This window comes from Jeotgalibaca dankookensis (assembly GCF_002005405.1).
Classification (GTDB): Bacteria; Bacillota; Bacilli; order Lactobacillales; family Aerococcaceae; genus Jeotgalibaca; species Jeotgalibaca dankookensis.
The window spans coordinates 1,734,891-1,759,758 of sequence record NZ_CP019728.1 but is presented as its reverse complement, the minus strand read 5'-3'; the positions used below and the strand labels follow the sequence as shown (position 1 = coordinate 1,759,758).

At 38.5% G+C, this 24,868-nt stretch carries 29 protein-coding genes and 1 other RNA gene; 23 read left to right on the top strand and 7 right to left on the bottom strand.

Annotated features, from left to right (window positions below; genetic code table 11):
* Positions 1 to 14 precede the first annotated feature (14 nt).
* Positions 15 to 1,187, bottom strand: coding sequence for a cation diffusion facilitator family transporter (locus tag BW727_RS08635; RefSeq protein ID WP_062471112.1), 1,173 nt, complete (start codon positions 1,185 to 1,187; stop codon positions 15 to 17).
* A gap of 118 nt (positions 1,188 to 1,305) precedes the next feature.
* On the opposite strand from BW727_RS08635, the gene BW727_RS08630 reads away from it, so the two are divergent.
* The gene (locus tag BW727_RS08630; protein WP_062471115.1) at positions 1,306 to 1,626 is read left to right on the top strand and encodes a hypothetical protein; all 321 of its coding nucleotides are present in this window, start codon (positions 1,306 to 1,308) and stop codon (positions 1,624 to 1,626) included.
* A gap of 45 nt (positions 1,627 to 1,671) precedes the next feature.
* Here the strand turns inward: BW727_RS08630 and BW727_RS08625 are convergent, their stop codons facing one another.
* Positions 1,672 to 2,550 (bottom strand): helix-turn-helix domain-containing protein, encoded by an 879-nt coding sequence (locus tag BW727_RS08625; RefSeq protein WP_062471118.1) that lies wholly within the window; start codon positions 2,548 to 2,550, stop codon positions 1,672 to 1,674.
* A gap of 115 nt (positions 2,551 to 2,665) precedes the next feature.
* On the opposite strand from BW727_RS08625, the gene tadA reads away from it, so the two are divergent.
* Positions 2,666 to 3,169, top strand: coding sequence for a tRNA adenosine(34) deaminase TadA (gene tadA / locus BW727_RS08620; RefSeq protein ID WP_227807177.1), 504 nt, complete (start codon positions 2,666 to 2,668; stop codon positions 3,167 to 3,169).
* A gap of 47 nt (positions 3,170 to 3,216) precedes the next feature.
* Positions 3,217 to 3,304: signal recognition particle sRNA small type (gene ffs / locus BW727_RS08615), an RNA gene on the top strand.
* Between the two features lie 66 nt (positions 3,305 to 3,370).
* On the opposite strand, the gene BW727_RS08610 is transcribed toward ffs, so the two are convergent.
* The gene (locus BW727_RS08610) at positions 3,371 to 3,724 is read right to left on the bottom strand and encodes a hypothetical protein (protein WP_062471121.1); all 354 of its coding nucleotides are present in this window, start codon (positions 3,722 to 3,724) and stop codon (positions 3,371 to 3,373) included.
* 170 nt (positions 3,725 to 3,894) lie between these two features.
* Between BW727_RS08610 and dnaX the strand changes: the two genes are divergently transcribed.
* The 11 genes from dnaX to rsmI all read left to right on the top strand — a co-directional run bounded on the left by dnaX (position 3,895) and on the right by rsmI (position 11,819).
* The gene (dnaX, locus tag BW727_RS08605; protein WP_062471124.1) at positions 3,895 to 5,715 is read left to right on the top strand and encodes a DNA polymerase III subunit gamma/tau; all 1,821 of its coding nucleotides are present in this window, start codon (positions 3,895 to 3,897) and stop codon (positions 5,713 to 5,715) included.
* A gap of 15 nt (positions 5,716 to 5,730) precedes the next feature.
* The gene (locus tag BW727_RS08600) at positions 5,731 to 6,045 is read left to right on the top strand and encodes a YbaB/EbfC family nucleoid-associated protein (protein WP_062471127.1); all 315 of its coding nucleotides are present in this window, start codon (positions 5,731 to 5,733) and stop codon (positions 6,043 to 6,045) included.
* Between the two features lie 21 nt (positions 6,046 to 6,066).
* Complete coding sequence (gene recR, locus BW727_RS08595) at positions 6,067 to 6,663, top strand: recombination mediator RecR (RefSeq protein ID WP_062471130.1); 597 nt, start codon at positions 6,067 to 6,069, stop codon at positions 6,661 to 6,663.
* Between the two features lie 67 nt (positions 6,664 to 6,730).
* Positions 6,731 to 7,366 carry a dTMP kinase gene (tmk, locus tag BW727_RS08590; RefSeq protein ID WP_062471133.1) on the top strand — a complete coding sequence of 212 codons (636 nt, stop codon included), beginning with the start codon at positions 6,731 to 6,733 and terminating at the stop codon, positions 7,364 to 7,366.
* 24 nt (positions 7,367 to 7,390) lie between these two features.
* Entirely contained in the window at positions 7,391 to 7,717 is a 327-nt protein-coding gene (locus tag BW727_RS08585; protein ID WP_062471136.1) for a cyclic-di-AMP receptor, read from the top strand.
* A gap of 14 nt (positions 7,718 to 7,731) precedes the next feature.
* Entirely contained in the window at positions 7,732 to 8,706 is a 975-nt protein-coding gene (holB, locus tag BW727_RS08580) for a DNA polymerase III subunit delta' (protein WP_062471139.1), read from the top strand.
* A 27-nt stretch (positions 8,707 to 8,733) separates the two neighbouring features.
* The gene (locus tag BW727_RS08575) at positions 8,734 to 9,540 is read left to right on the top strand and encodes a PSP1 domain-containing protein (protein WP_062471142.1); all 807 of its coding nucleotides are present in this window, start codon (positions 8,734 to 8,736) and stop codon (positions 9,538 to 9,540) included.
* Between the two features lie 26 nt (positions 9,541 to 9,566).
* Positions 9,567 to 9,926 (top strand): initiation-control protein YabA, encoded by a 360-nt coding sequence (locus BW727_RS08570; protein ID WP_062471145.1) that lies wholly within the window; start codon positions 9,567 to 9,569, stop codon positions 9,924 to 9,926.
* Positions 9,919 to 10,683: a tRNA1(Val) (adenine(37)-N6)-methyltransferase gene (locus BW727_RS08565; RefSeq protein ID WP_062471149.1), complete on the top strand. Its 765-nt coding sequence runs from the start codon at positions 9,919 to 9,921 to the stop codon at positions 10,681 to 10,683. Before BW727_RS08570 ends, BW727_RS08565 begins: the two co-directional genes overlap by 8 nt.
* Positions 10,673 to 10,954, top strand: coding sequence for a GIY-YIG nuclease family protein (locus BW727_RS08560; protein ID WP_062471152.1), 282 nt, complete (start codon positions 10,673 to 10,675; stop codon positions 10,952 to 10,954). Before BW727_RS08565 ends, BW727_RS08560 begins: the two co-directional genes overlap by 11 nt.
* Positions 10,950 to 11,819: a 16S rRNA (cytidine(1402)-2'-O)-methyltransferase gene (rsmI, locus tag BW727_RS08555; protein WP_062471195.1), complete on the top strand. Its 870-nt coding sequence runs from the start codon at positions 10,950 to 10,952 to the stop codon at positions 11,817 to 11,819. Before BW727_RS08560 ends, rsmI begins: the two co-directional genes overlap by 5 nt.
* A 129-nt stretch (positions 11,820 to 11,948) precedes the next feature.
* Here rsmI and mscL read toward each other — a convergent pair whose 3' ends face one another.
* Genes mscL through proB form a run of 4 tightly spaced genes read right to left on the bottom strand, consistent with a single transcriptional unit; the run spans position 11,949 to position 15,632 of the window.
* Positions 11,949 to 12,320 (bottom strand): large-conductance mechanosensitive channel protein MscL, encoded by a 372-nt coding sequence (mscL, locus tag BW727_RS08550; protein ID WP_062471156.1) that lies wholly within the window; start codon positions 12,318 to 12,320, stop codon positions 11,949 to 11,951.
* 60 nt (positions 12,321 to 12,380) lie between these two features.
* Positions 12,381 to 13,469 carry an NAD(P)/FAD-dependent oxidoreductase gene (locus tag BW727_RS08545; protein ID WP_062471159.1) on the bottom strand — a complete coding sequence of 363 codons (1,089 nt, stop codon included), beginning with the start codon at positions 13,467 to 13,469 and terminating at the stop codon, positions 12,381 to 12,383.
* Positions 13,470 to 13,528: 59 nt separating this feature from the next.
* Complete coding sequence (locus BW727_RS08540; protein WP_062471163.1) at positions 13,529 to 14,803, bottom strand: glutamate-5-semialdehyde dehydrogenase; 1,275 nt, start codon at positions 14,801 to 14,803, stop codon at positions 13,529 to 13,531.
* The gene (gene proB / locus BW727_RS08535) at positions 14,796 to 15,632 is read right to left on the bottom strand and encodes a glutamate 5-kinase (protein WP_062471166.1); all 837 of its coding nucleotides are present in this window, start codon (positions 15,630 to 15,632) and stop codon (positions 14,796 to 14,798) included. The genes BW727_RS08540 and proB overlap by 8 nt, the downstream gene beginning before the upstream one ends.
* A gap of 134 nt (positions 15,633 to 15,766) precedes the next feature.
* On the opposite strand from proB, the gene BW727_RS08530 reads away from it, so the two are divergent.
* The 9 genes from BW727_RS08530 to BW727_RS08490 all read left to right on the top strand — a co-directional run bounded on the left by BW727_RS08530 (position 15,767) and on the right by BW727_RS08490 (position 24,852).
* Positions 15,767 to 16,171, top strand: a complete 405-nt coding sequence (locus tag BW727_RS08530; RefSeq protein WP_062471168.1) for a hypothetical protein — start codon at positions 15,767 to 15,769, stop codon at positions 16,169 to 16,171.
* A 60-nt stretch (positions 16,172 to 16,231) separates the two neighbouring features.
* Positions 16,232 to 16,660, top strand: a complete 429-nt coding sequence (locus BW727_RS08525; RefSeq protein WP_062471172.1) for a methylglyoxal synthase — start codon at positions 16,232 to 16,234, stop codon at positions 16,658 to 16,660.
* A 173-nt stretch (positions 16,661 to 16,833) separates the two neighbouring features.
* Positions 16,834 to 18,828: an anaerobic ribonucleoside-triphosphate reductase gene (gene nrdD, locus BW727_RS08520; RefSeq protein WP_077795833.1), complete on the top strand. Its 1,995-nt coding sequence runs from the start codon at positions 16,834 to 16,836 to the stop codon at positions 18,826 to 18,828.
* Positions 18,829 to 18,841: 13 nt separating this feature from the next.
* A complete protein-coding gene (nrdG, locus tag BW727_RS08515; protein WP_062471175.1) occupies positions 18,842 to 19,420 on the top strand; it encodes an anaerobic ribonucleoside-triphosphate reductase activating protein in 579 nt (192 codons plus the stop codon).
* On the top strand, positions 19,411 to 19,641 hold the full coding sequence (locus BW727_RS08510; RefSeq protein WP_062471179.1) for a glutaredoxin family protein: 231 nt from the start codon (positions 19,411 to 19,413) through the stop codon (positions 19,639 to 19,641). Before nrdG ends, BW727_RS08510 begins: the two co-directional genes overlap by 10 nt.
* Positions 19,638 to 20,024 carry a class Ib ribonucleoside-diphosphate reductase assembly flavoprotein NrdI gene (gene nrdI, locus BW727_RS08505; RefSeq protein ID WP_062471182.1) on the top strand — a complete coding sequence of 129 codons (387 nt, stop codon included), beginning with the start codon at positions 19,638 to 19,640 and terminating at the stop codon, positions 20,022 to 20,024. Before BW727_RS08510 ends, nrdI begins: the two co-directional genes overlap by 4 nt.
* A complete protein-coding gene (nrdE, locus tag BW727_RS08500; RefSeq protein ID WP_062471185.1) occupies positions 19,993 to 22,191 on the top strand; it encodes a class 1b ribonucleoside-diphosphate reductase subunit alpha in 2,199 nt (732 codons plus the stop codon). The genes nrdI and nrdE overlap by 32 nt, the downstream gene beginning before the upstream one ends.
* A 16-nt stretch (positions 22,192 to 22,207) precedes the next feature.
* Positions 22,208 to 23,191, top strand: coding sequence for a class 1b ribonucleoside-diphosphate reductase subunit beta (gene nrdF / locus BW727_RS08495; RefSeq protein WP_062471188.1), 984 nt, complete (start codon positions 22,208 to 22,210; stop codon positions 23,189 to 23,191).
* Between the two features lie 137 nt (positions 23,192 to 23,328).
* The gene (locus BW727_RS08490) at positions 23,329 to 24,852 is read left to right on the top strand and encodes an IS1182 family transposase (protein WP_077795832.1); all 1,524 of its coding nucleotides are present in this window, start codon (positions 23,329 to 23,331) and stop codon (positions 24,850 to 24,852) included.
* The last annotated feature ends 16 nt before the right edge of the window (positions 24,853 to 24,868 follow it).

The window sequence follows — 24,868 nt, the reverse complement described above, 5'->3', positions numbered from 1 at the left end:
GAATCAACGTTTTTTTATTTGCTGTCTAATAAGTTGTGGTAGTCGAGTGTAATATCAACTTCGCATGGTCCTATTTCTTTAAAAATATCACGCTTAATGATTGTCAGGAGAAGTTGCGTATCGGTGGTAATTTTTTCTGGCAAGACAAGGTCAAAGGTTATTTTTTGATGTGTAGGTAAATCATCTACCTTAAAATCATGAAATTTTAAATTTAATTGATAAGAGTTTAAAATACGCTTAACTTTTCGGTAAATTCCAGTATGGTTTTCATTTTGTACAGCTATGGGATCTAAGTGACAGACTAAATCAATCCCAAGCTCGTTTTTGAAATGTTTTTCTAGCTTATCTGTAATCGCGTGAGCACGCTTTAAATCCCAACTCTCATCTACTTCTATATGAATTGAAGCATAAGTTTTATTTGGACCATAATTATGTACTAATAAGTCGTGATAACCAATCATCATTTCGTCAAACTGTTCAAAATGATGGATAATCTCAGCTAATTCCTTAGGACTGGGGCGAATACCTAGAAGATCATTCATTGAGTCGCGAATAATTTGAATGCCACTGTAGACGATAAAAATGGCTAATAAAGCCCCTGTATAGCCATCAATTTGCCAGCCAAAGATTATCTCAACAAGCGATGAAGCGATAACGATTAGTGTCGTGTAAATATCATTTAAACTATCTTGGGCAGCAACACGTAAGGTATTGGAGTGAATGAATGTTGCAGCTGCACGGTAGAAAAAGAATTGAATAAACTTTATTAAAATAGATACAATTAATAAAATAAAAATGATTGATCCAAACCCCAAATCACTTGGATTAAAAATTCGTACAATAGAAGTTCGTAAAAATTGCAAACCAACAAAAATAATAATAATAGACATAATAAGACCACTAATATATTCAAAACGTTGATGACCATAGGGGTGTTCTTTATCAGCGGGTTTTGAAGCAATTTGAAAACCCAATAAGGTCATAATAGAAGAAGCAGTATCAGATAAACTATTAACAGCATCGGTCATAATGGAAACACTTCCAGATAACCAACCAGCTAAAAGCTTGATAATAAATAAAATGAGATTGGAAATCAATCCGACAACACCAGCTAAAAGGCCTGTTTTAAGGCGCTTTGATTCAACCATTTCATTTTGAGTATAGATTTGTAACCATTTCGTTAACATGTTAAGACTCCCTTATTATTCATTCAACTCCTATTATGCCATACATTCTTAACCAAATAATTCGGAATACGTTTTCACATATGTTAGAATAGAGGTATATATGAGAGGAGCGATTAGTATGAAGAATTCAAAAAAAGCAATGTGGGTAGGAATTGCAGCAACAGCAGCAGTCGTAACAATCGCAGCTGTTTTAGCTTACGAAGAAGATGCAGTTGACCGCGTAGGATCTTATCTGAACCGTCAACGTCTAAAAGTTAAATTTAAAGGTAATGGACCAATCTTAAAAGTTATCGATGCTCTAGATGATAACGAGATTGATACACTTTTAAATATCTTTGACCGAACTGGAAGTCTAAAAGACTCAGCTCTTGATGCGTGGGATGATGTAAAAGACAAGGCTGTTGACTACAAAGAACACATTGAAGATAAACTTAAATAAATAAAAGATAGACGACTCTGGTATCTTACTAGAATCGTCTATTTTTTAACTTCCAAAACGCGAATGTAAAGCTAGATAACTCAATAATAAATCATCCATATCTTTTAAATTCAAGTCAACAATTTCCATAAATCGCTCAATGCGGTACTGAAGCGTGTTACGATGAACGTAGAGACTGGCTGCTGCTTGCGAGACATTTCCTAGGTTTTGCCACATAGAAAAAACTAAATCCGCTCCTCCAGGTATAGCTAGAATTGTCTCTTTAATGGAAGCGAGAATAGGACTTTTCGAAGTTGCTTCAAAGCTATAATGAGATAGAGCAGCTTGGGATAAGGTAGTAATTTGATCGTATTGTGTTTGTGAGCGTGTATCGTTAAAAACTTCTTGCTCTTCTAAAAATAAATGCGGTAAGCGCTCATTGACAGGCCAAATTTGTCCTAGATAAAGGGACGACTGGATTCCAAAGTCATCGTTGAGGACCGTTAAAATACTTTCTATTTCTTCTTTTAACTGAAGTTTTGAAGGGTTATAGACCACTAAAACCGCATCTTTGTCCGAAATAAAAAATCCATCAACGATAAAATGGATTGAATTCTTAAAAGCTTCTAACCAGAGCGTACGATCAAATGTTACACTATTAGTAAACTTCATAGATACTTGTAATAACTGAACAGAATCATAGTCAGTAGGAAAATGGGTTGAATCTTTGAAAAGAAAGTGCGCCCATCTATTTTCAGGCTGCGTGAGATAAGAAGTACCGGGAGTTATTAATTCCGTAATAAGTTTTCTCTCTCGGGTACTAATTGAGGATAATGGGATATGAATATAATTATTTTTATAAGGAACGGTAAAAAAAGTATCGTCCTGCCAAGGTAAATGGTTTAAGAGAGCATCTGGAAATAGCTCTAGTAGTAAATCATCCATAGATAATATGCCTCACAATCAATTTTAAAGTTATTCTTATTCTAGCATTAAGTGAAACGAATTGAAAAGAAGTCAGATATTCGCTTCTGTTAATAAGGTAAGGAGGAAGTGTTAAGTGAAAGAAGCAGAAAAAGAAGCTTTCATGCGAGAAGCTATTAACGAAGCAGAAAAAGCACGCGCCATAGGAGAGGTTCCAATTGGTGCCGTTATCGTGTTAGATGGCGAAATTATTGGAAGAGGGTATAATAAACGTGAAACAACACACGATGCAACGACACACGCTGAAATGTTGGCTATCCGCGACGCAAATCAGAGATTGAGTAATTGGCGGTTAGAGGATGCGGAACTTTTTGTCACCTTAGAACCATGCCCCATGTGTAGTGGTGCGATTATTTTATCGCGAATCAAAAAAGTTTATTATGGAGCAGCTGATTTAAAAGCTGGAACAGCGGGAACTTTGATGGATTTACTACAAGATGAACGATTTAACCATCAAGCTGAAATCGAGAGTGGTCTTTTAAAAGCGGAATGTCAAAATTTACTGCAATCATTTTTTAGAGAACTGCGTTTGAAACGGAAAGAAGAAAATCGGAAGCATTTACGCCGTCGCACTGAATAAGGCTTGAATTATCGAAGTGAGATGTGGTATACTAAATATTGCCGAAAGGCCTTACTGCAATGGCGGTCTTATGAATGAGTCAGATCCGGAAGGAAGCAGCTATAAGTAGGAGTCGCCATGTGCTGTAAGTTAATTAACCTAAAATATAACCACCCTTTTTATCACTTTATAATGATAAAAACGGGTGGTTTCTTTTATCTTTTAAACTAAATAAGGGTCTTCTAGAATTGCTATAACGATGCCCCCGGATTCAATTTGTTCCTTATAAAGAAGGGTAACCGGATCAACAAGACGTTCAGGTGAGAAGTAATTTAAAGTAGCAGCTTGATAAGTTGGTAGGGTAATAATATTTCGGACATTATTCAAGAGTGTGTGCGTTGAAAAGATATGACCGTCGTCATCACGCAAATCATAATTAAGAATGATTGCTTCGCGACAAGCATAGTTGGTAATAATTAAAATCTTCTCTTTTGGAACGCCGTCTGCGCGAATTTTTTTGACAACATCCATACAAGTAGCGATTGAATTGGTGAATGCTTCTATTTTGATAGCCATTAGTCTCCTCCTCCTCTTTCAATACTAGTATAACTGCCTACTCAAAAATAACAAAGTCAAAGTCTATTATAGAGCTATTTTCAATTAAAATGAAAGTGGGGGGTGTCTTTCTATTTTAATGATTTTACCGTATAATGGATAGATGAATACTCAAGGAAAGAAGGGGAAATATGAGTTATCAAGCACTCTATCGTGTCTGGCGACCGCAACGGTTTGAGGATATTGCGGGACAAACTGCTGTAACGAGAACTTTAAAAAATGCTTTGATGCAAGGGAAATCAAGCCATGCTTATTTGTTTACAGGACCGCGTGGGACTGGTAAAACAAGTGCGGCCAAAATTTTTGCTAAAGCAATTAACTGCCCCAATCAAGAAGATGGTGAACCTTGCAACCACTGTCATACTTGCCTTGCTATTACGGAAGGACGTCTAAATGATGTCATTGAAATCGATGCCGCTAGTAACAATGGTGTTGAGGAGATTCGTGATATCCGAGATAAAGCTCGCTATGCGCCAACGCAAGCGGAATATAAAGTCTATATTATTGACGAAGTTCATATGCTGTCAACGGGAGCTTTTAATGCACTGCTGAAAACACTAGAAGAACCACCTGAAAAAGTAATTTTTATATTGGCTACTACAGAACCACATAAAATACCCTTAACGATTATTTCGCGAACCCAGCGCTTTGATTTTAAACGCATTACTTATCAAGATATTATTACGCGAATGATTTATATTCTAAATCAAGAAAAAATCGCTTATGAAGAAGAAGCACTCCATATTGTGGCACGGGCGGCTAATGGCGGTATGCGAGATGCCTTGAGTTTATTGGATCAGATTATTTCTTACGATTCAGAATTAGTTAGTTTTGACCATGCTGTGCAAGTATCGGGTAGTTTGACGGAAGATATGATGTTATCTTTCTTAAGTGCACTGAGTTCAAATCAAGCAGAAGAAGCTTTACAAGTGTTACATGGCATTCTGGAGCAAGGGAAGGAAGCGGGTCGTTTCTTAGAAGAAATGATTCTTTTCGTGAGAGACCTACTTGTTTACAAACAAACAGAAGGAAAAGGCATGCAAGATGTGGACCGCTTAACGGAACGCTTTCGTGAATTTTCTCATGCAGTAGAAGCTGAATTTCTCTACCGAGCAGTTGAAACCTTTAGTAAGACACAAACAGAAATGCGCTTTTCTACTCAACCCGATGTTTACCTAGAAGTTCTTGCTGTGAAATTATCACGCTTACCCGCAGAGGAAAAAAGCAAAAAAAGATCAGCGGAAGTAAATCAAGAACAACCAACAGAACTTATTCGTCTCGAAAAAGAAGTATCGAAACTAAAAAATGAGCTCGCGAGTGTCCTCGATAGCTTAAAGAATGGTACAATTACGGTTGAAGGCCTAGAAGAAACGACCGTCAAACGCCAACCACCTCAACGCCAAGCTCCAACATCTTTTAGAGCAGACCTTGGGCGTGCCCAGCAGATTATGCGTGATGCAACAAAGCCGGCTCTTGTAGCATTACAAGAGAGTTGGACTGATATTTTAGATGATCTTTCTATCACCCAACGAGCAGTTTTGCGTCAAGCTGAACCGGTTGCCGCGAATGAAGATGCTTCTATACTGGCTTTTGAATATGATATCCTTTGTCAAAAAGCAACCGAAGATATGGAATTGCAAGTAGCACTGGATGCATCCATCCAAAAAATGATTAAGCGTCCTGGGGAAGTCGTATGTGTCACAGTAGAACAGTGGGCATCTTTACGCCGTCAATATGTCGCTGACTTGAAGGCAGGTAAAATTCAGCCCAAACAAGCAGAAACGAATAATGAAATAAAAGCAGCTACAAATGATTTACCAGAACCACCGCCTTTTGATGACTATATCAGTGGATCAGATGAAGAGGAGCGAGAAGAAGCGCAACAAGAAGAAATTGTAGAACAAGCAATTAGTATTTTTGGAGAAGAGAACGTCACCATTATAAATGAATAAGAGGAGAGAATGAATATGCGTGGAAATATGGGAAATATGCAAGGTATGATGAAACAAATGCAAAAAATGCAAAAACAAGTGGAGGAAACACAAGCTGAAATTAATAGTACCGAGTTTTTTGGTAATGCTGCCAATGATTTGGTTATCGTCACAATGACAGGTGATAAAAAGGTAACCGATATTGCCATTAAACCCGAAGCAGTCGATCCAGATGATATTGAAATGTTGCAAGACTTAGTTTTAATGGCTACAAACGATGCTTTAGATAAAATTGATGCAGAATCAAAGGCAAAATTAGGTAAGTTTGCCAATGCAATTCCGGGGTTATAAGAGACTAGAGGTGCCAACTCGATGCATTATCCAGAACCAATAGCAAAATTAATTGAAAGCTTTATGAAGTTACCGGGAATCGGACAAAAAACAGCAGCACGACTTGCGTTCTTTTGTTTAGATATGGAAGAAGAAGAAGTGGTTAAGTTTGCCAATGCTTTAATATCTACTAAGCGTGATCTGCAATATTGCTCCATCTGTGGCAATATAACAGAAACAGATCCTTGTAGTATTTGCGCAGATGCACAGCGCGACCGTTCAACCGTACTTGTGGTCGAAAACCCTCGGGACATTATGGCAATGGAGAAAATTAGGGATTATCACGGCCTTTATCATGTTTTACATGGAGTTTTGTCACCGATGGAAGGGACAGGCCCAGAAGACCTTAATATCCCTAGTCTGATCAAACGCCTTCAGAGCGAAGATATTAATGAAGTCATCATCGCAACGAACGCGACGGCAGAAGGTGAAGCCACAGCTATGTATTTATCACGTTTAATTAAGCCAGCTGGTATTAAGGTTACACGCTTAGCTTATGGACTAGCAGTTGGTAGTGATATTGAATACGCTGATGAAATGACTTTATTCCGTGCAATAGATGGAAGACGCGAACTCTAATTTTGAGGAGCTGTAGAAGGAAATAAAAGTAACGGATAACGAAATATATGTTAGGGAGTTAGATGATATGGACGGAATTTTTATCACAGTAGAAGGACCAGATGGTTCTGGTAAAACAACTGCCTTGCAGGAAATTGTCAAGCAGCTACCTGCTTTTACAAATCAGGTAATTTTTTCTACCCGAGAGCCAGGTGGGAGTCCTATTGCTGAAAAGATTCGCGACCTTATTTTAGATACTGCTCACACTGCTATGGATCCACGAACAGAGGCTTTGTTATACGCAGCAAGTCGTCGTCAGCATTTAGTGGAAAAGATTCTACCTGCTTTGGCAAAAGGAAACCTTGTTTTATGTGATCGCTTTGTAGATAGCTCACTTGCTTACCAAGGATATGCACGAAATATTGGTGAAAAAGGAATTTATCAAGTTAATGAATTTGCAACCGATGGCATTCAACCAGATTTAACTTTATTTATTGATATTGAAGCTGAAGTTGGTTTAGAGCGCATTCAAAAAGGCGGCGATTCACGTGAAAATAATCGATTGGATCAAGAAACTTTAGCTTTCCATAAAAAAGTTCGTGAAGGTTATCTAGAATTAGCGCGCAAATACCCCCAACGGATTGTAACGATTAATGGTCAACAGAGTCCGGAAGCAGTTTTAAAAGACTGCCTCGAAGCAATCGTTCTACGTTTTTTTAAATGAGAGAAAAGAAAAGAGGAGATAGTTATGAAAATGATTATGGCAGTTGTTCAAGATAAGGATAGTGCCTTACTTTCTGACGAACTCGTTGAAGCAAATGTTCGGGCAACAAAATTGTCATCGTCTGGTGGGTTTTTACGATCAGGAAATACCACTTTTATGATTGGCGTGGAAGATGAGCGAGTTGAAGAAGTTTTAAATATTATTAAAATAAACTGCGAATCGCGTGAACAATATATGACTACTCCTGTCAATGACTTAGCCATGAGTAGCAGTATGCAGTATCCTATCCAAGTTCACGTTGGTGGCGCAACTGTTTTTGTATTACCAGTTGAAAGTTTTCACCGGTTCTAATGGGAGAAGCGTTAATGAAGTCTGACAATCGACAACCCGAATTAGAGAAACTATTCGCCAAATCCTTTTTGACTAATCGCTTAGGTCATGCCTACTTATTTGAGGGTGCGCGGGGAACTGGGAAAAAGGAACTTGCTAAATGGATCGCCCAGACAATTTTTTGTGAGCAACCAGAATCAGGACAACCATGCGGTGTTTGTCGTAATTGTCGCCGAATGATGGAAGGGAATCTTCCTGATTTAATTGAAATCGAACCAGATGGCCAGTCGATAAAAGTTAACCAGATTCGAGAACTAAAAACAGAATTTTCAAAGAGTGCGGTTGAAGGTAGTAAAAAAGTTTATATTATCGATCAAGCAGAAAAAATGACCGTTAGTGCTGCTAACAGTTTACTGACTTTCTTAGAAGATCCCAGTCAGGATACTTACTTGTTTTTACTGACCACCGTAAAAGAAAATATTCTTCCGACCATTCGTTCACGCTGCCAAATTATCCATTTCCACTCTTTAAAAAGGGAAATGATGGAAAAGGTGTTACGAGAGGAAGGTATTAAGGAAGAAAACCTAGGAATACTCGCTACTTTGACGAATGATCTTGATGAAGCTAAAAATTTAGCTAGTGATGACTTGTTTCAAGAATTACAAAATAAAGTATGGAAATGGTTCCAGCTTCTCATGAAAAAAGACTCAATGGCTATTTTATTCGTTGCAACGGATTTAATGCCCTTGATGAAAGACAAGGTACAAGTAGTGCTTTGCTTAGATTTATTGTTATTCCATTATCGAGATAGTATGCATATAGCATTTAACCGATTAGATGTCATCATTCACCAAACACGATTAAAAAGTTACCAGGAAATGAAGCAAGATATAAAACGTATTACCTACCAAATTGAAGTAATTTTAAAAGCCAAGCAGATGTTAGAGGCGAATGTCCAAACGCAAGGGGTGCTAGAGAGCATTGCGATCCAAAATCAGCTGGTAAAGTGATGGATGGATGAAAAGGAGCGGCCGAAAATGAAACAAGCAATGGGTATAAGATTTATACAAAATGGTCCTATAATGTATTTTGAAAAAAGTGAAACCAACTACCAAGTAGCTGACAAAGTCATCGTCAAGCAAGGGGCGTATGATGAATTTGGTGAGGTTGTGATTGCTTCTGTAGCATGTCAAGAAGGAGATATCCTCCAATCGGCAAATCTGATTCAGCGTAAAGCGACTGCTAAAGACTTGCTGCGTCATGTTGAGACAACACGTGATGCGGCAGAAGCCCTCCAACTGGCTAAGCAAGAAGCGAGAAGACTGAAGATGGATATGAAGATGATAGGTAGTATTTACTCTTTCGATCGTCAAAAACTGACTTTTCTTTTCAGTGCACCTAAGCGAATTGATTTTAGGGCGTTTGTACGAGAATTAGCAACGGTTTTCCGAGTTCGCATTGAGCTACGCCAGATTGGTGCGCGTGATGAGTCTAAATATTTAGGTGGAATCGGGCCATGTGGGCGTCCCCTTTGTTGCTCAACCTTTTTAGCGGACTTCTTCCCAGTTTCTATTCGAATGGCAAAAAATCAAGGGTTGAGTTTAAACAATGCGAAGTTATCGGGTCTATGCGGACGCTTATTATGCTGTTTGGAGTATGAAAATGACATGTATGAAGCCTTGAAAAAAACCATGCCGGACTATGGAACAACAATTGAGACACCAGAGGGTAAAGGAAAAGTAGTCGGATTAGATATCTTAGCGCAAATTATTACAGTAACCTTGTTCAAAGAAAGAAAAACAGTGCAATATGCTTGGGAAGAGCTAGCTCCAACAGCAACTTAAGAAATAAAAAATTGTGAGTGAATAAAATGGATAAACGAGCTTTATTTGATAAACTATATCGTGCTGAAAGTCGTATTTCTTCTGTAAGTGAAGATTTACGTGAAATTCAAGAGAATTTGGCACAATTAATGGAAGAAAATACGAATTTACAGATAGAAAATCAACATTTACGCGACCGAGTTGATTATTTAAACAAACAAATCGAACAAGAGGCACTAGCATCTGAACCAGAAATGTCAAAATCACGATTAAATTTACAAAAATTATACGAAGATGGTTTTCACGTTTGTAACGTTTATTACGGGAGTCGCCGTGTCAATGATGAATCATGTGTCTTTTGTCTAGACGTTATTTACGGGGAGCGGGGCAATCACCTTGATGGATAAAGAATTAATTGAAAAATTTGTCAAGGACGATGAACGGTTAGATATTTTGAAACGTGAAAATATTCATATTATCCAAAGCCCATCTGTCTTTTCCTTCTCACTCGATGCAGTTTTATTGGCGGATTTTGCTCGCCTTCCAAAAAAAAGAAAAGCGACTATCGTCGATTTTTGCTCTGGCAATGGTGCGGTCGCTTTTTTATTGACGGGTAAAACATACAATCCTATTATTGGAGTAGAAATACAAAAGAATTTATTTGATATGGCCAAAAGAACGGTTGCTTTGAATCAATTAGAAAATAAGGTGTCCTTTTTAAATGCGGATATAAACGCGATTACCGCATATATTGAGCCAGACTCTGTTGATGTTATCACTTGTAATCCGCCTTACTTTAAAGATTTAGATACCAGCCGGAAGAACTCACGAGACGCTTATACAATTGCACGGCATGAAGTATTTTTAAAATTACCACAATTAATGGCAAAAACGAGTCAGTTATTGAAAATGAATGGGAAAGCTTATTTTGTGCATCGGCCCGATCGTTTTTTTGATCTTTTGGATGCGATGCGTGACAATCGTCTGGCACCAAAAAAAATTCGTTTTATTTACCCTTATGTGGGCAAGGAAGCGAATATGATTTTGGTTGAAGCAATCAAGGATGGCAAAGAAGATGGTTTAAAAATTTTGCCACCTCTGTATATTCATGACGATTCAAGAGAATACTCACCGGAAGTAAAGGCGATTTTATTTGGAGAATAAAGAAGCAAGGCATTATTTTTATGTATTAGTATGTGCGGATCATTCGTTTTATGCGGGCTATACAACGGATCCCAAACGGCGCGAGGCAGAACATAATAAAGGAATTGGTTCTAAATATACGAAAGCAAGACGGCCTGTAAAAATGGTTTATCAGTGCGGATTTGAAACGAGAAGTTTAGCAATGAAAGCTGAAGCTGCTTTTAAAAAGCTAACGCGAAAACAAAAAGAAGGACAATTACGAAACTGGAAGGGAGAGAAGGCGAATGATTGAGTCACAAAAAAGTTATGAAAGTAGTCTCTATGGAATACTCTATCTGGTTCCGACCCCAATTGGGAATTTAGGCGATATGACTTACCGAGCTGTTTCAACTCTCAAAGAAGTTGACTTGATTGCTGCCGAAGACACGCGCCATACACAACGTTTACTCAATCATTTTGAAATAACAACTTCCCAGATTAGTTTTCATGAACATAATACCCAAGAACGGATTCCTCAGTTACTCGAAGTACTTAAAAAAGGTGAAGATGTCGCCCAAGTTAGTGATGCAGGTATGCCTTCAATCAGTGATCCGGGGTTTGAATTAGTACAAGCTTGTATCCAAGCAGGAATTTCTGTTGTTCCCTTACCAGGAGCGAATGCAGGTGTGACTGCACTAATCGCCAGTGGTTTAGCACCGCAACCGTTTACCTTCATTGGTTTTTTGAAACGTAAGAAAAAAGAACAGCGTGAACAGTGGGAAGAATTAAAAAACCGAGAAGAAACGATGATTTTTTATGAGTCCCCTTTTCGTGTAAAAGAAATGATTCATAATTTAATAAGTGTTTTAGGCAGTGAGCGCTCGGTTGTGGTTTGTCGAGAATTAACCAAGCGCTATGAAGAATTTATTCGTGGAAGTGCAAAAGAAGTATTCGAATGGTTGGAAAGTCATGAGGTTAAAGGTGAAATTTGCGTTATTGTAGCGGGTAATCTAAATCCTGAAGAAGAAGAAAAATCTGCTTTTCCAGAAGATATAAAAACGCATGTCGAATGGTTAATGAATAGTCAAGCGATTTCTTCTAAAGATGCGATTAAACAAGTCGCTCAATCACGAAATATAAAAAAGCAAACTGTATATCAAGCTTATCATGAGCTTTAAAGCGGACGAATTGTTCTAAACTAAAAAATTCCCTATCAGCTAAACAGTCATTCTGTCTAGTTGATAAGGAATTTTTTTATTTAACGCGTGAGTAGTCTATAAAGAAAGGGACACCGATTAATGAGGTGTTTATTCCTTGGCAAGTAAGTCACGAATCTCTTTTAGGTATTGTTCAGCTTGTGGAATTTCCACAGCTTCTTGAGTTTCCGGTTCTTTACGGCTTAAGCGGTTTGCTGTTTTAATAATTAAAAATAAAATAAAAGCAATAATAAGAAAATCAATAATTGCTTGAATGAAGTTACCGTAAGTTAAAGTGGCTGAGCCAATTTTAATCGATAATTCACTAACCGATGCTTGTGATGTTAGCGAGACAATGAGAGGTGTAATAATGTCTGTGACTAAGGAGTTAACAATGGCAGAAAAAGCCGAACCAATAATAACACCAACAGCTAAATCTAGCACATTACCACGCATAATAAATTCCTTAAATTCTTTAATCATCCGATTACCTCCTTATTAAGATGGTTTGATTATACCGATTAAGCAAAAAACTGTAAATACTTACCTTTGTAGGTAGGTGTCTGGTAAATAATCTTCTAAGGGTAAATCAGTCTGTTTGTTATCTGCTAGTAACGCCAGTTGATAACCGATAATAGGGCCAGTAGTGAGGCCAGAAGAGCCTAAACCACTTGCCACTAGTATCTTGTCGCTTCCCGGTAGATATCCCCAAAAAGGGCTAAAATCAGACGTATAAGCTCGGGTCCCAACCTTAACCTTAATAAGTGATGCATCTTCTAAAATATTAAAGAGTGTTTGGCCCTTTTCAATTAAATTTTGAATTATTTTTTCATCTGGTAGAAGATCATAACCTTTATCATTTTCATGACTTGCTCCTACAAAAATGATACCATCTCCAATAGGTAAAATATCGATTTCACCTTCTGGCATCATAACGGGCTGGTGTTGATTGTTATAATCGTCTGTCTGTAGGACGACTAACTGTCCTTTCTGTCCGCGAATATCAACGTTCCAACCTAGTGGTTCTAATAATTGTGGTAGCCAAGCCCCTGCTGCGATGATAATTTTATCATAGTCATCTAAGAGAGACTGTTTTAAAGGCACATTTTCTCGAATAATTTTCCCCCCATTTTTCTCTACCAGTGTTAGAAGTTCCCTTACCATAGCTTCTCCATCGACACGTGCACCACCTGATACAAAAAGCGCATTTTCTTGACTCGGTAAAGAAGGGAAGTAAGTTTCTAAATCTTTTTTCGATAGTATTTTTAAATCACCGATTTCAGGAGCGGTGTGACGCCGCTCCAAACCTAAAGCGTACTGTTTTTCGATAGCTTGGGGCGTTTTTTTTGTTAAAATGGTGCCATTTTTATTATAAAAAGAGATATCTCCCTGGTCAGCTGTGATGTCTTGACAGATTTGACTATAAAAAGCAGCTCCATCTGAAGCAAGGCGATACCATTTTTTGTTGCGGCGTTTTGATAACCAAGGACAGATAATTCCAGCTGCTGCAGAAGTTGCTTGTCCGACCCCTTCATCAAAAACAGTCACTTGATGACCATTTCGAGATAAATAATATGCGGCAGTAGAGCCAACAATCCCACCACCAATTACTGCAATTTTTTTATTTGTCATTATATTAGGCTCCTTTTATGGAATGAAAAAAGGCAAGCACATAGGCCGCCTCTGTTCATTTAGTGTGTAATTTCATTTCCTGTTGTTCCACGAATTTGACCATTTCCTAAAATAATATATTTATAAGAAGTCAACGCTTCAAGCCCCATCGGCCCACGCGCATGTAACTTTCGAGTGCTGACACCAATTTCGCCACCTAAACCAAAGCAACCGCCATCTGTAAAGCGTGATGAACTGTTTATATAAACAGCAGCCGAATCAATATCATCCAAGAAGTCTTGTGAACATTGGTAGCTATCTGTCACGATGACTTCTGAATGTCCTGTTGAATAGGTTTGTATATGGGAAACAGCCTCTTCATAATCCGCCACGACTTTGACAGCCAAAGTCATACTTAGAAATTCAGTTTGGTAATCTTCCTCGGTAGCTGGCTTTGAACCTGGCATGAGAGCTAAAGTCGTTTTGTCACCTCGAACAGTCACTTGGTAAGGTTTTAACGCTTCTGCAAAAACAGGCATGAAGGTTTCTGCTACGCCTTGGTGGACGAGTAGCGTTTCAATCGCGTTACAGACAGATGGGCGGTCACATTTCGCATTTACTAATATACGAGTCGCCATTTCTAAATCGGCGTCTTTATCGATATATAAGTGACAATTTCCAACGCCCGTTTCAATAACTGGAACCGTTGCGGTTTTTAAAACATGTTGGATAAGACCAGCGCCGCCACGAGGAATTAAACAATCAAGGTAGGTATTCATTTGCATAAACTCACTGGCGATTTGACGTGATGGGTCGGTGATGAGTTGGATACTTGTCGTAGCAATATTAGTTTTTTCGAGACCTTGACGTAAAGCAGTTAGTATCGCTTGGTTAGAAGCAAGCGCCTCTTTACCCCCTCTTAAGATTACTGCGTTACCTGATTTAAAACACAAAGCAGCAGCGTCTGCTGTAACGTTTGGGCGTGACTCATAGATAATACCAATAACACCAAGAGGAACACGACGCTTTCCAATCTGAATGCCATCTTCGCCTACTTTCATTTCTTCAATGTAACCAATTGGATCGGGCAGGCTGGCGATTTGCTTGATACTATCTACCATTCCTTGAATACGCTCAGCATTCAAAGTGAGACGCTCAATCATCGGTTTGGTTAAGCCATTTTCAATTGCCTGATTGATGTCAATGATGTTAGCATCCATAATGGTTGTTTGATTATCTAAAAGGGCTTCAGCCATAGCAAGTAGCGCCTGATTCTTATCAACTGTTTTTACTTTGCGTAAGAGCTTGGCAGCTGCTTTGGCTTCTTTCCCCATTGTTTCAAGTGATTTATTCATCTATATCCTCCTTAATAAATTCTGGGTGGCGTGAAAAGTAAGTGCCGATTTCATGGCCTTTTAAAATATCAAATAGAATAGTGGGGTCTTCTGCCTTAGCTAAAATCATTTCTTGATTATTTTTTAATAAATATTGAGCTGCTTTTAACTTGGTTCGCATACCACCTGTTCCAAAACTAGAACCTTCACCACCAGCACGAGCTAATTCTTTATCAGTTACGTCTTCAATGGTATGGAAAAGGTGTGCATCTGGGTTGTGAGAAGGATTTTGGTCATAGAAACCATCAATATCAGATAGCATCAGTAAGATATCGGCTTGTGTGATATTGGCGACGATTGCAGACAATTGGTCATTATCTCCAAACTTAGTAGCATGGTCGAGTTCCTCTACGGCTACCGTATCATTTTCATTCACAATAGGGATAATTCCCATTTTTAGTAGCGTTTCGAAGGTGTTTTTGACATTTTGATAGCTTTCTGGAAATTCAACCACATCGCGTGTCATCAAAATTTGGCCAACCATTTGATTGTAGTGGGAGAAGAAACGTGAATACAGGTTCATCATCTCGCTTTGCCCAATAGCAGAAATCGCTTGTTGACCAGGAATGGACTTAGGACGATCGTGAATATGTAATTTATCCATTCCAACCCCCATCGCGCCAGAAGAGACAAGGATAACTTCTTTTCCGGATTGATTGAGTGTACTCAATACATAAGCCAAGCGATCAAACTGTTGATAGTTGACTTTACCTTGAGGGGTCATGAGGGAACTTGTCCCAATTTTAACAGCAATTCGTTTGTTTGTAGGTATTTTCTTACGTAAAAGCATGTATAATCCCTCATTTATTTTTAATGTCTTAATATTATCCTATCATGAAAGCACGAGAACATGAAGACTTTATTATTTATTGCTGACTCTAATCATGTATAATAAACTATTAAACTTTAGAAGGTGGTTGAGTAATGAATAAAAACAGGAATAATGGTACTTGGCTTATGAAGATTGTTTGGTTAGCAGGTTTAGTCTTAGTTATTTTTGGTCACAATTATTTAGCGCAAACTATTTTATGGCGGTTGTCAACTCCAAATAATAGGCTCCTGTTAGCTTGGGTCCAATTTTTATTACCTTTTGTGACAGGTATCTACTTATCGCTCATCTTTCTTTGGAGTCAATTCAAGGCACGTGATGCTTCGTTATTTTATCTGATTGCTTTACCAACCTTCATACTCGCAATTTTTGCCCCTTTAATGGTGACTTTTCCTATACCACTACTACCCCATCCATTCATCTGGTTGGTAGAAGTTTTAAATCAAGAAGGCTATTTGGCATTAGTAGCTGGTTTAACATTTTTACCGAGTCGGCATTAGAATGAACAATTATTTTTAACGTGTTATACTGAGTTAAAGACGGTAAATGGAGGGATTTATTTGAAAATTGCATTGATAGCACATGACCGAAAAAAAGATTTAATGATTCAACTTTGCACTGCTTACAAACCTGTTTTAGAAAAGCATGAGTTATTCGCAACGGGTACAACAGGTCTGAGAATCGTTGAAGAAACAGGCCTAAAGGTCCACCGGTTTAAATCAGGTCCACTTGGTGGCGACCAACAAATTGGCGCGCGAATTTCTCAAAACGAAATCGATTGTGTCATTTTTATTCGTGATCCTTTAGAAGCAATGCCACATGAGCCCGATGTGACGGCTCTTATCCGTTTAGCAGATGTTTATGAAATACCAATGGCGACAAATATTGGTACGGCAGAGGTTTTATTACGTGGGATGGAAAGTGGATTTATGGATTGGCGTCAATTTAGTGATTCTGAACATAAACACGCATTAGAGCCAGACTTTTAAAATAGTTTGTTAAAGGCACTCAGAATTTTTGAGTGCTTTTTTTCTTGGAAATAAGTTAGCAATTTTTGACAAATAGATAAAAAAAATAAAGACCTAGATAGTATTGTAACCGCGTTTTTTTTGTCAAGTCCTATTAAAATACAAGTTTATTATATTTACAGGAAATAGGGCGTATGATAGACTTAAACACAACATATAGAAGTTGTCTCTTTATTTTAGCACTATATGTAGTGGTAGAGGAGGGTTTAATGATGTCTGAAACGTTGAAGTACGATGAAAGCAAGGCAAAAAAAGTCATCAAATTAGGAGCGAAAGAAGCGGTTGGAATAGAGAAGCAGCGTGACATTGAATTTGGAATTCAACAATTACTGCAAAAGGATCAAACGCTCTTAAATGAAAATGCCAATAAAGACAGTCGTGTCTTTAATACGATTCGTGATCTAACAGCTGGGGTTACCGCCAAGGCAATTGGCTTGCGGCTTATGCCAGATCATGTTGAACGGGCACATTTAAGAGGGGATCTGCATTTTCATGATTTGGATTATCATCCTTATTCTCCGATGACCAATTGCTGTTTAATCGATTTTAACTACATGTTCGAAAATGGCTTTACTATTGGTAATGCTGAAGTTGAAAAACCGCAATCGATTCAAACGGCAGCAGCACAGATGGCGCAAATTATTGCTAATGTCTCGAGCAGTCAATATGGAGGAACAAGTGCGAACCGGATTGATGAGTTATTAGCTCCTTATGCCCAGATAAATGCAGATAAACACCGCCAAGAAGCAAAAAAATGGGTCCATCCCGACCAACAAGAAGAGTATGTCTGGCAAAAAACGAAAAAAGATATTTACGATGCCATGCAAAGTTTAGAGTATGAAGTGAACACACTCTATACATCTAACGGACAGACACCTTTTGTTACCTTTGGATTTGGTCTAGGGACCAACCGTTATGAGCGTGAAATTCAAAAAGCAATTTTTCAAGTTCGTATTCAAGGGCTTGGTAAGGAAAAGCGTACTGCTATTTTCCCGAAATTAGTCTTTGGTATTAAGGACGGCGTGAACTTAAAAGCGACCGATCCTAATTATGATATTAAACAACTGGCACTTGAATGTGCGACCAAACGGATGTATCCAGATATTTTGAATTATGACAAACTAGTGGAAATAACGGGTTCATACAAAGCACCTATGGGATGTCGTTCTTTCTTGCAGAGCTGGCAAGATGAAAAGGGCCAAGAAGTCTCAGATGGACGAATGAATTTGGGCGTGGTGACTTTAAACTTACCACGCGTCGCATTGGAATCTGGAGTAGAGCAACAATCATTCTGGGATTTACTAGAAGAAAGGCTAACGATTGCCAAAGACGCGCTTGTTTATCGTTTAGAGCGAGTTAAAGAGGCAGAGCCTGTCAATGCCCCTATTCTGTATATGAACGGTGCTTGGGGCCATAAACTCCATTTAGAAGACAGTGTCGATACTGTTTTTAAAGAGCGCCGTGCGACTATTTCTCTGGGGTATATTGGCTTGTATGAAGTAGCGACTCATTTCTATGGGTCAGACTGGGAGAATAACCCGCAAGCTAAGACTTTTACTTTAGAAGTATTAAAGTCCTTAAAAAATCACTGCGACTACTGGAGTGAAGAATACGGGTATCATTTTAGTGTTTATGCGACGCCAAGTGAAAGTTTAACCGATCGGTTTTGTCGACTTGATAAAGAAAAGTTTGGCAGCATTCCCGATATTACTGATAAAGACTACTATACCAATAGTTTCCACTACGATGTGCGGAAGAAACCAAGTCCCTTTGAAAAGCTAGATTTTGAAAAAGATTATCCATTTTATTCTTCAGGTGGGTTTATACACTACTGCGAATATCCAAACCTTCGTCAAAATCCCAAAGCACTAGAAGCAGTTTGGGATTATTCCTATAGTCGTGTCGGGTACCTAGGAACAAACACACCCATCGATAAATGCTATGAGTGCGGATTTACGGGTGAATTTAATCCAACTGAACGGGGCTTTCAGTGCCCTGATTGTCAAAATCGCAATCCTGAAACCAGTGATGTTGTGAAACGAACCTGTGGCTACCTGGGTAACCCGCAAAAGCGGCCGATGGTACGCGGTCGACACAAAGAAATAACCGCACGTACAAAACACATGTAAGGGAGGAAAAACGATGCAGAACCCTCAACCGGGTGAATGGACCTCAGAACGCTACTCACAAGGGCGAATCGCTAGCTACAAGCCTTTCAACTTTGTCGATGGCGAAGGAGTTCGTAACAGTCTCTACGTGAGTGGCTGTCTCTTTGCTTGTCCAGGTTGCTTTAATAAAGTGGCTCAATCCTTCCGCTACGGCCAGCCTTATACAGAGGAATTGGAAGAACAAATATTAGCAGACTTAAAACCCGATTACGTCCAAGGGTTAACGCTTTTGGGAGGGGAACCTTTTTTAAATACGGGAACATTACTCCCCCTAATTAAAAAAGTTCGTCAAATATATGGTGATAGCAAGGATATTTGGAGTTGGACCGGCTATACCTGGGAGGAAATGATGCTCGAAACAAGTGATAAATTAGAACTGTTGTCACTCATTGATGTCTTAGTAGATGGTCGCTTTGAGTTAGCCAAAAAAGATTTAACCTTAACCTTCCGAGGCAGTTCTAACCAACGCATTATTCGTGTCCCAGAAAGCCTTGAAAAAAACAGAATTATATTATGGCAAAGCCAATTTGAGGAGGAAAAGCAATGGAAGTAACCTTATATACAAAAAATAACTGTGGTATGTGTAACAATACAAAACGCTATTTGAAAATGGTAGGTGCGAATTTCACTGAAAAAAATGTAGAAGTAGATGAAAAGTTTATGGATGAAGCACTTATGACTGGGTTTACAGCGATGCCGATTGTGCAAGTAGGCGAAGAGGTTTTTAGTGGTCACCGTCCAGACAAACTAGAAGAAATTTTTGGCGCACTATGAAAATTGTTTTTTTCTCAGTAACCGGGAATGTACGCCGATTTGTTAAAGATTTAGCGGATTTTTCGAGTTTGGAAATCACTCAAACCAATCCCTTCATCGAGGTCAACCAACCTTTCGTCTTTATTGCCCCAGCTTATGAAAAAGAAGTAACTGAAATTGCTTGGGACTTTATGGAAACAGGTAATAACGCACAGTACTGTTGTGGGATTATCGGGAGTGGGAACTTAAATTTTTCTGATTTATATATTTATACAGCTAAAGACTTAGCGCGGGACTTTGACATTCCCTTATTAGATGATTTTGAAGCCTTTGGGACTGCCAAAGAAAGAGAACGAATAAAGGAGAAAATATATGCATGCACCGAAAGTAACCAAGAATCTTAAGAACGATAATCCGACTTATTTTGAATTAAATAATCAACTTAATATTCCTAAAGAGGGAATTATCCAATTAAATAAAGATAAAGAGTCTGTTCGGGCCTATTTTTTGGAGTATGTAAATCCTAATACTGTTTTTTTCCATAATCTAGAAGAGAAACTAGATTACCTCGTGACCAATGATTACATTGAAAGTGACTTACTCGATCGCTATTCATTTGATTTTATAAAAAAAGTTTTTGATTTTATATATGATAAAAAATTCCGTTTTAATACCTTCATGGGTGCATATAAGTTTTATCAACAATATGCTTTAAAAACGAATGATGGTAACCGTATCCTCGAGCGCTATGAAGACCGTGTCGCCTTCAATGCCCTCTATCTAGGTGATGGAGACGAAGAATTGGTGATGGATTTGGCTGCAGAAATGATTAGTCAACGTCTCCAACCAGCAACACCAACCTTTTTAAATGCCGGGCGTAAGCGCCGTGGTGAGCTATCCTCTTGTTATTTAATTTCTTTAGAAGATGATATGAACGCGATTGGGCGAGGAATTAACTCTGCATTGCAACTATCGAAACGTGGTGGTGGGGTTGGAATTAACTTGACAAGTATCCGTGCCAAAAACGACCCAATTAAAGGAATTGAAGGCGCAGCGGGTGGCGTTGTGCCCATTATGAAGCTGTTTGAAGATACCTTCTCTTATGCCAATCAACTTGGACAGCGTCAAGGAGCTGGTGTGGTTTATTTAAACGTCTTTCACCCAGATATTGTCGATTTTTTAGCGACGCGTAAAGAAAATGCAGATGAAAAGGTACGTATCAAAACGCTATCGCTCGGATTGGTTGTTCCAGATAAGTTCTATGAGCTGATAAAAAAAGGTGAAATTATGTACCTTTTTAGTCCGCACGATGCAGAGCGCGTATATGGGAAGCCTTTCTCCTATATCGACATCACTGCGGAGTATGACAATATGGTCAATAACCCGCTTATTCGTAAATCAAAAATTAATGCGCGCGAATTAGAAACAGAAATATCGAATCTGCAAAATGAAGCGGGGTACCCGTATATTATCAATATTGATACAGCAAACCGTGAGAACCCAATTGACGGTCGGATTATTATGAGTAATTTATGTTCAGAAATATTCCAAAGTATGACACCATCTGTTATCAATGATCGTCAAGAATATGAAGTATTAGGAACAGATGTTATTTGTAACTTGGCTTCTACCAACGTAGCCAATATCATGGCTTCCCCTGATTTCGGTAAGTCGATTACAGTCGCTTTACGCGCTCTAACGAATGTGAGTTTAAAAACGAATACGGCTTCTGTTCCAACTATTGAGAATGGAAATAAGAAAAACCATGCTGTTGGCTTAGGTGCTATGAACTTGCACGGATATTTAGCTAAAAATAAGATTCATTATGGTTCAGCAGAATCAATTGAATTTACCGATCTTTATTTTATGTTAATGAATTATTGGACTTTAAAAGCTAGTAACGAATTAGCAATTGAAAAAGGACAAACTTTTGATGGATTTGAGAAATCTGAGTACTACAGTGGGGCTTATTTTGAACGGTATCAAGACCGTATTAAAACGCGCCAAGATATTGAGCACTTAACCGTAGCTGTTTTATTTAAGGATATTTATATTCCGACACAAGCAGACTGGCAAGCGTTAGAAGATTCTATTCGTGAGTTTGGGTTGTTTAATAGTTATCGGATGGCCGTTGCACCAACTGGGTCAATTAGTTATGTAAATGAAGCAACCTCATCGATCCATCCTTTGATTCAAAAGGTTGAAGAGCGCGTAGAAGGGTCACGTGGGAAAGTTTACTATCCTGCACCATATTTGAGTGCAGAGACAATCCCTTACTACACTTCTGCTTACGACATTGATCAACGTCGCATTATTGACGTGTATGCAGCCGCTCAAAAACATGTAGACCAAGGAATGAGTTTGACACTCTTTACACGTTCAGAATTTGAGCAAGGCATGTATGAATGGAAGTCAGATTCTAAGTTTTTAACGAAAAAAACGACACGAGATTTAAATAAATTCCGTAATTATGCTTGGACAAAAGGGATTAAATCGCTTTACTATGTCAGAACATTTACAGATGATGCTGAAATTAGTTCTGTTAATGAATGCGAAAACTGTTCCATTTAAGAAAGGAAGAACTGACATGATAAGATTGAACAAGCGCCAACATGATCCAACTACTTCCTATAAATCAATTAATTGGAACGAAGTAGAAGACATGGTTGATAAACTAACCTGGGAGAAGTTGACATCCCAGTTTTGGCTAGATACTAGGATGGTACCTTCTAATGATTTGAGTGACTGGTCCAAATTGAGTGAAGCAGAAAAAACACTTTTCAATAAGGTGTTCGGTGGTTTGACCATGCTAGACACCTTACAAGGTGAAGATGGGAATGCTCAAATTTTGAAAGATGCTAAAACCCAACATGAAATAGCAGTCTTAACTAACATTCAATTTATGGAACAAGTCCATGCAAAAAGCTATTCCACTATTTTTTCAACCTTATGTTCACCAGCTGAAATCAATGAAATTTTTCGCTGGACAGAAGAAAATAAATATCTCCAATACAAAGCGAATGTCATTCGCGATATTTATTTAAATGGAACGCCTTTACAAAAGAAAGCAACCAGTGTCCTTTTAGAATCTTTCCTATTCTACTCTGGTTTTTATGCACCACTTTGGTATATGGGCAATGGGAAAATGGTTAACGTGGCAGAAATTATCCGTTTAATTCTACGTGATGAAAGTGTTCATGGCACTTATATCGGCTACAAATTCCGTTTAGGGATGGATGAATTAGCTGATGAAGAGCGTCAAGAAATGACGGATTGGGTCTATGATTTGTTGTTGGACTTATATCAAAATGAGTCACGCTATACAGAAGAGTTATACGATGAAGTAGGGTGGTCTGAAAATGTGAAGGTGTTTTTGAAATATAACGCCAACAAAGCACTAATGAACCTAGGCCTAAATCCTTTCTTTTCTGAAACAGTTGAAGACGTGGATCCGATTGTTATGAATGGGATTTCAACAACTACTAGTAACATGGACTTTTTCAGTTCAGTCGGGAATGGCTATTTACTGTCTGACGTAGAAACAATGAAAGACTCTGATTATGACTTTTAAAAAAGAGGCTGGGACAAAACCTAGCTAAAAAGCAGCCCGGAAGTTTTTCTTCCGGGCTGCTTTGTTATTGGTATAAAAAAAGAAAGCCACCTAGTATAATGTAAATAACGACAAATACATTCAGGAGGGGCTTTCTTATGTATAAAAAATATAACACAAACCAAACCACTTTACCATTGGAATTATCCGCTTTGCTTCCCCAAGACCATCTTGTTTTTGTTATCGATGAATTTATTGAATCGTTAGATTGGTCTGCCTATCCTTTATTCGAGGCTTCCGAAGGAAGGCCTGGTTATCACCCGCGTTTGCTTATCAAGGCTTTGTTATTCGCCTACTCGGAAGGTATCTTCTCGGGACGGAAAATGGAAAAGACGATGTTGGAGAACATCGCTATGATGTGGTTGGTAAGCCAAGAAACGATTTCCTACCGTACAATCAACCGGTTTCGGTCATCACTGTTTTGCCAAAATCTGTTACCGGAATTGTTTGCGGAATTTGCAGCGAAACTGAAGACAGAAAATATGGTCACGATGGAAACCCTCTTCGTTGATGGCACGAAAATTGAAGCAAATGCCAATAAGTTTTCTTTTGTCTGGAAAAAGGCCATTGAGAGATACAAAGCTTCCCTTAAAGAAAAGGCGATGCAGTACTTTAAGGAAGAAATTCAACCATTGGTTGACCAAGCCATGCAGATTGATGATTCTGATGAACTGTCCACCGCTGAGTTGGAAGAAATTGCCACTATCATTGAGCAAGAAATTCAAGACCTGTCTAGTGACATCGAGGCGAATCCAGTTAAAGGGAAAAACCCTAAAAAGCAAAGACGACGGACGCTAAAGAAACACTTGCGTAAATTGGTTAATGACTTTATTCCACGTAAGAAAAAATATGCGGCGTATGAACAAGTTTTTGAGGATCGGAACAGCTTCTCAAAAACGGATACCGACGCTACGTTTATGCGAATGAAAGATGACTATATGCAAAATGGACAACTTAAGGCAGGATACAATATTCAAATTGGTACTGAAAACCAATTCGCTTTGGCCGTCGGGGTGTTTCCTAATCCTACGGATATGCGGACACTCATCCCTTTTGTAGATTCCTTGACCATTTTACCGAAGACCATTGTAGCTGATGCTGGATATGGCAGTGAGGAAAACCTGGATTACTTGGACCAAATTGATGTGGAACACCTTATCAAATATAATGCGTTTGATAAAGAACAAAAGCGTAGTTATAAATCATCAGATAAAAACAGAAAAAATTGGGAGTATGTGGTGGAAGAAAATTATTTTGTCCATCCGGATGGTACGAAATATTATTTCAGCCATATCAGCCGCAAGAAGAACACGAGTGGTTTCGTTCAGATAATCCATGTATATAAACCGACTAATCCGGAAGAAGCCCCCCAAAAATCATTTAACTATAATTGGCACTATGAGGAATTAAAAGAACAAGAAACGAGTAAGCTTTTATCGCCCGAAAGGTCTCGGATTTTTGCACAACGCAAAATCGATGTTGAGCCTGTTTTTGGCCAGATAAAGGCTAATTTGGGTTTCACTCGATTCCATTTACGTGGAAAAGAAAAGGTAAAAGTTGATATTGAATTGGCCTTGATGGCCAATAACTTGAGAAAATATAATCTAAGGAAGGCTAGTTAACAGAATTACGCGACTT

Bases quoted from the DNA above. Each gene is read 5' to 3' on its own strand.
- BW727_RS08635 (WP_062471112.1), bottom strand. From the start codon at position 1,187: ATGTTAACGAAATGGTTACAAATCTATACTCAAAATGAAATGGTTGAA.
- BW727_RS08630 (WP_062471115.1), top strand. From the start codon at position 1,306: ATGAAGAATTCAAAAAAAGCAATGTGGGTAGGAATTGCAGCAACAGCA.
- BW727_RS08625 (WP_062471118.1), bottom strand. From the start codon at position 2,550: ATGGATGATTTACTACTAGAGCTATTTCCAGATGCTCTCTTAAACCAT.
- BW727_RS08610 (WP_062471121.1), bottom strand. From the start codon at position 3,724: ATGGCTATCAAAATAGAAGCATTCACCAATTCAATCGCTACTTGTATG.
- dnaX (WP_062471124.1), top strand. From the start codon at position 3,895: ATGAGTTATCAAGCACTCTATCGTGTCTGGCGACCGCAACGGTTTGAG.
- BW727_RS08600 (WP_062471127.1), top strand. From the start codon at position 5,731: ATGCGTGGAAATATGGGAAATATGCAAGGTATGATGAAACAAATGCAA.
- recR (WP_062471130.1), top strand. From the start codon at position 6,067: ATGCATTATCCAGAACCAATAGCAAAATTAATTGAAAGCTTTATGAAG.
- tmk (WP_062471133.1), top strand. From the start codon at position 6,731: ATGGACGGAATTTTTATCACAGTAGAAGGACCAGATGGTTCTGGTAAA.
- BW727_RS08585 (WP_062471136.1), top strand. From the start codon at position 7,391: ATGAAAATGATTATGGCAGTTGTTCAAGATAAGGATAGTGCCTTACTT.
- holB (WP_062471139.1), top strand. From the start codon at position 7,732: ATGAAGTCTGACAATCGACAACCCGAATTAGAGAAACTATTCGCCAAA.
- BW727_RS08575 (WP_062471142.1), top strand. From the start codon at position 8,734: ATGAAACAAGCAATGGGTATAAGATTTATACAAAATGGTCCTATAATG.
- BW727_RS08570 (WP_062471145.1), top strand. From the start codon at position 9,567: ATGGATAAACGAGCTTTATTTGATAAACTATATCGTGCTGAAAGTCGT.
- BW727_RS08565 (WP_062471149.1), top strand. From the start codon at position 9,919: ATGGATAAAGAATTAATTGAAAAATTTGTCAAGGACGATGAACGGTTA.
- mscL (WP_062471156.1), bottom strand. From the start codon at position 12,320: ATGATTAAAGAATTTAAGGAATTTATTATGCGTGGTAATGTGCTAGAT.
- BW727_RS08545 (WP_062471159.1), bottom strand. From the start codon at position 13,469: ATGACAAATAAAAAAATTGCAGTAATTGGTGGTGGGATTGTTGGCTCT.
- BW727_RS08540 (WP_062471163.1), bottom strand. From the start codon at position 14,803: ATGAATAAATCACTTGAAACAATGGGGAAAGAAGCCAAAGCAGCTGCC.
- proB (WP_062471166.1), bottom strand. From the start codon at position 15,632: ATGCTTTTACGTAAGAAAATACCTACAAACAAACGAATTGCTGTTAAA.
- BW727_RS08530 (WP_062471168.1), top strand. From the start codon at position 15,767: ATGAATAAAAACAGGAATAATGGTACTTGGCTTATGAAGATTGTTTGG.
- nrdD (WP_077795833.1), top strand. From the start codon at position 16,834: ATGATAGACTTAAACACAACATATAGAAGTTGTCTCTTTATTTTAGCA.
- nrdG (WP_062471175.1), top strand. From the start codon at position 18,842: ATGCAGAACCCTCAACCGGGTGAATGGACCTCAGAACGCTACTCACAA.
- BW727_RS08510 (WP_062471179.1), top strand. From the start codon at position 19,411: ATGGAAGTAACCTTATATACAAAAAATAACTGTGGTATGTGTAACAAT.
- nrdI (WP_062471182.1), top strand. From the start codon at position 19,638: ATGAAAATTGTTTTTTTCTCAGTAACCGGGAATGTACGCCGATTTGTT.
- nrdE (WP_062471185.1), top strand. From the start codon at position 19,993: ATGCATGCACCGAAAGTAACCAAGAATCTTAAGAACGATAATCCGACT.
- nrdF (WP_062471188.1), top strand. From the start codon at position 22,208: ATGATAAGATTGAACAAGCGCCAACATGATCCAACTACTTCCTATAAA.
- BW727_RS08490 (WP_077795832.1), top strand. From the start codon at position 23,329: ATGTATAAAAAATATAACACAAACCAAACCACTTTACCATTGGAATTA.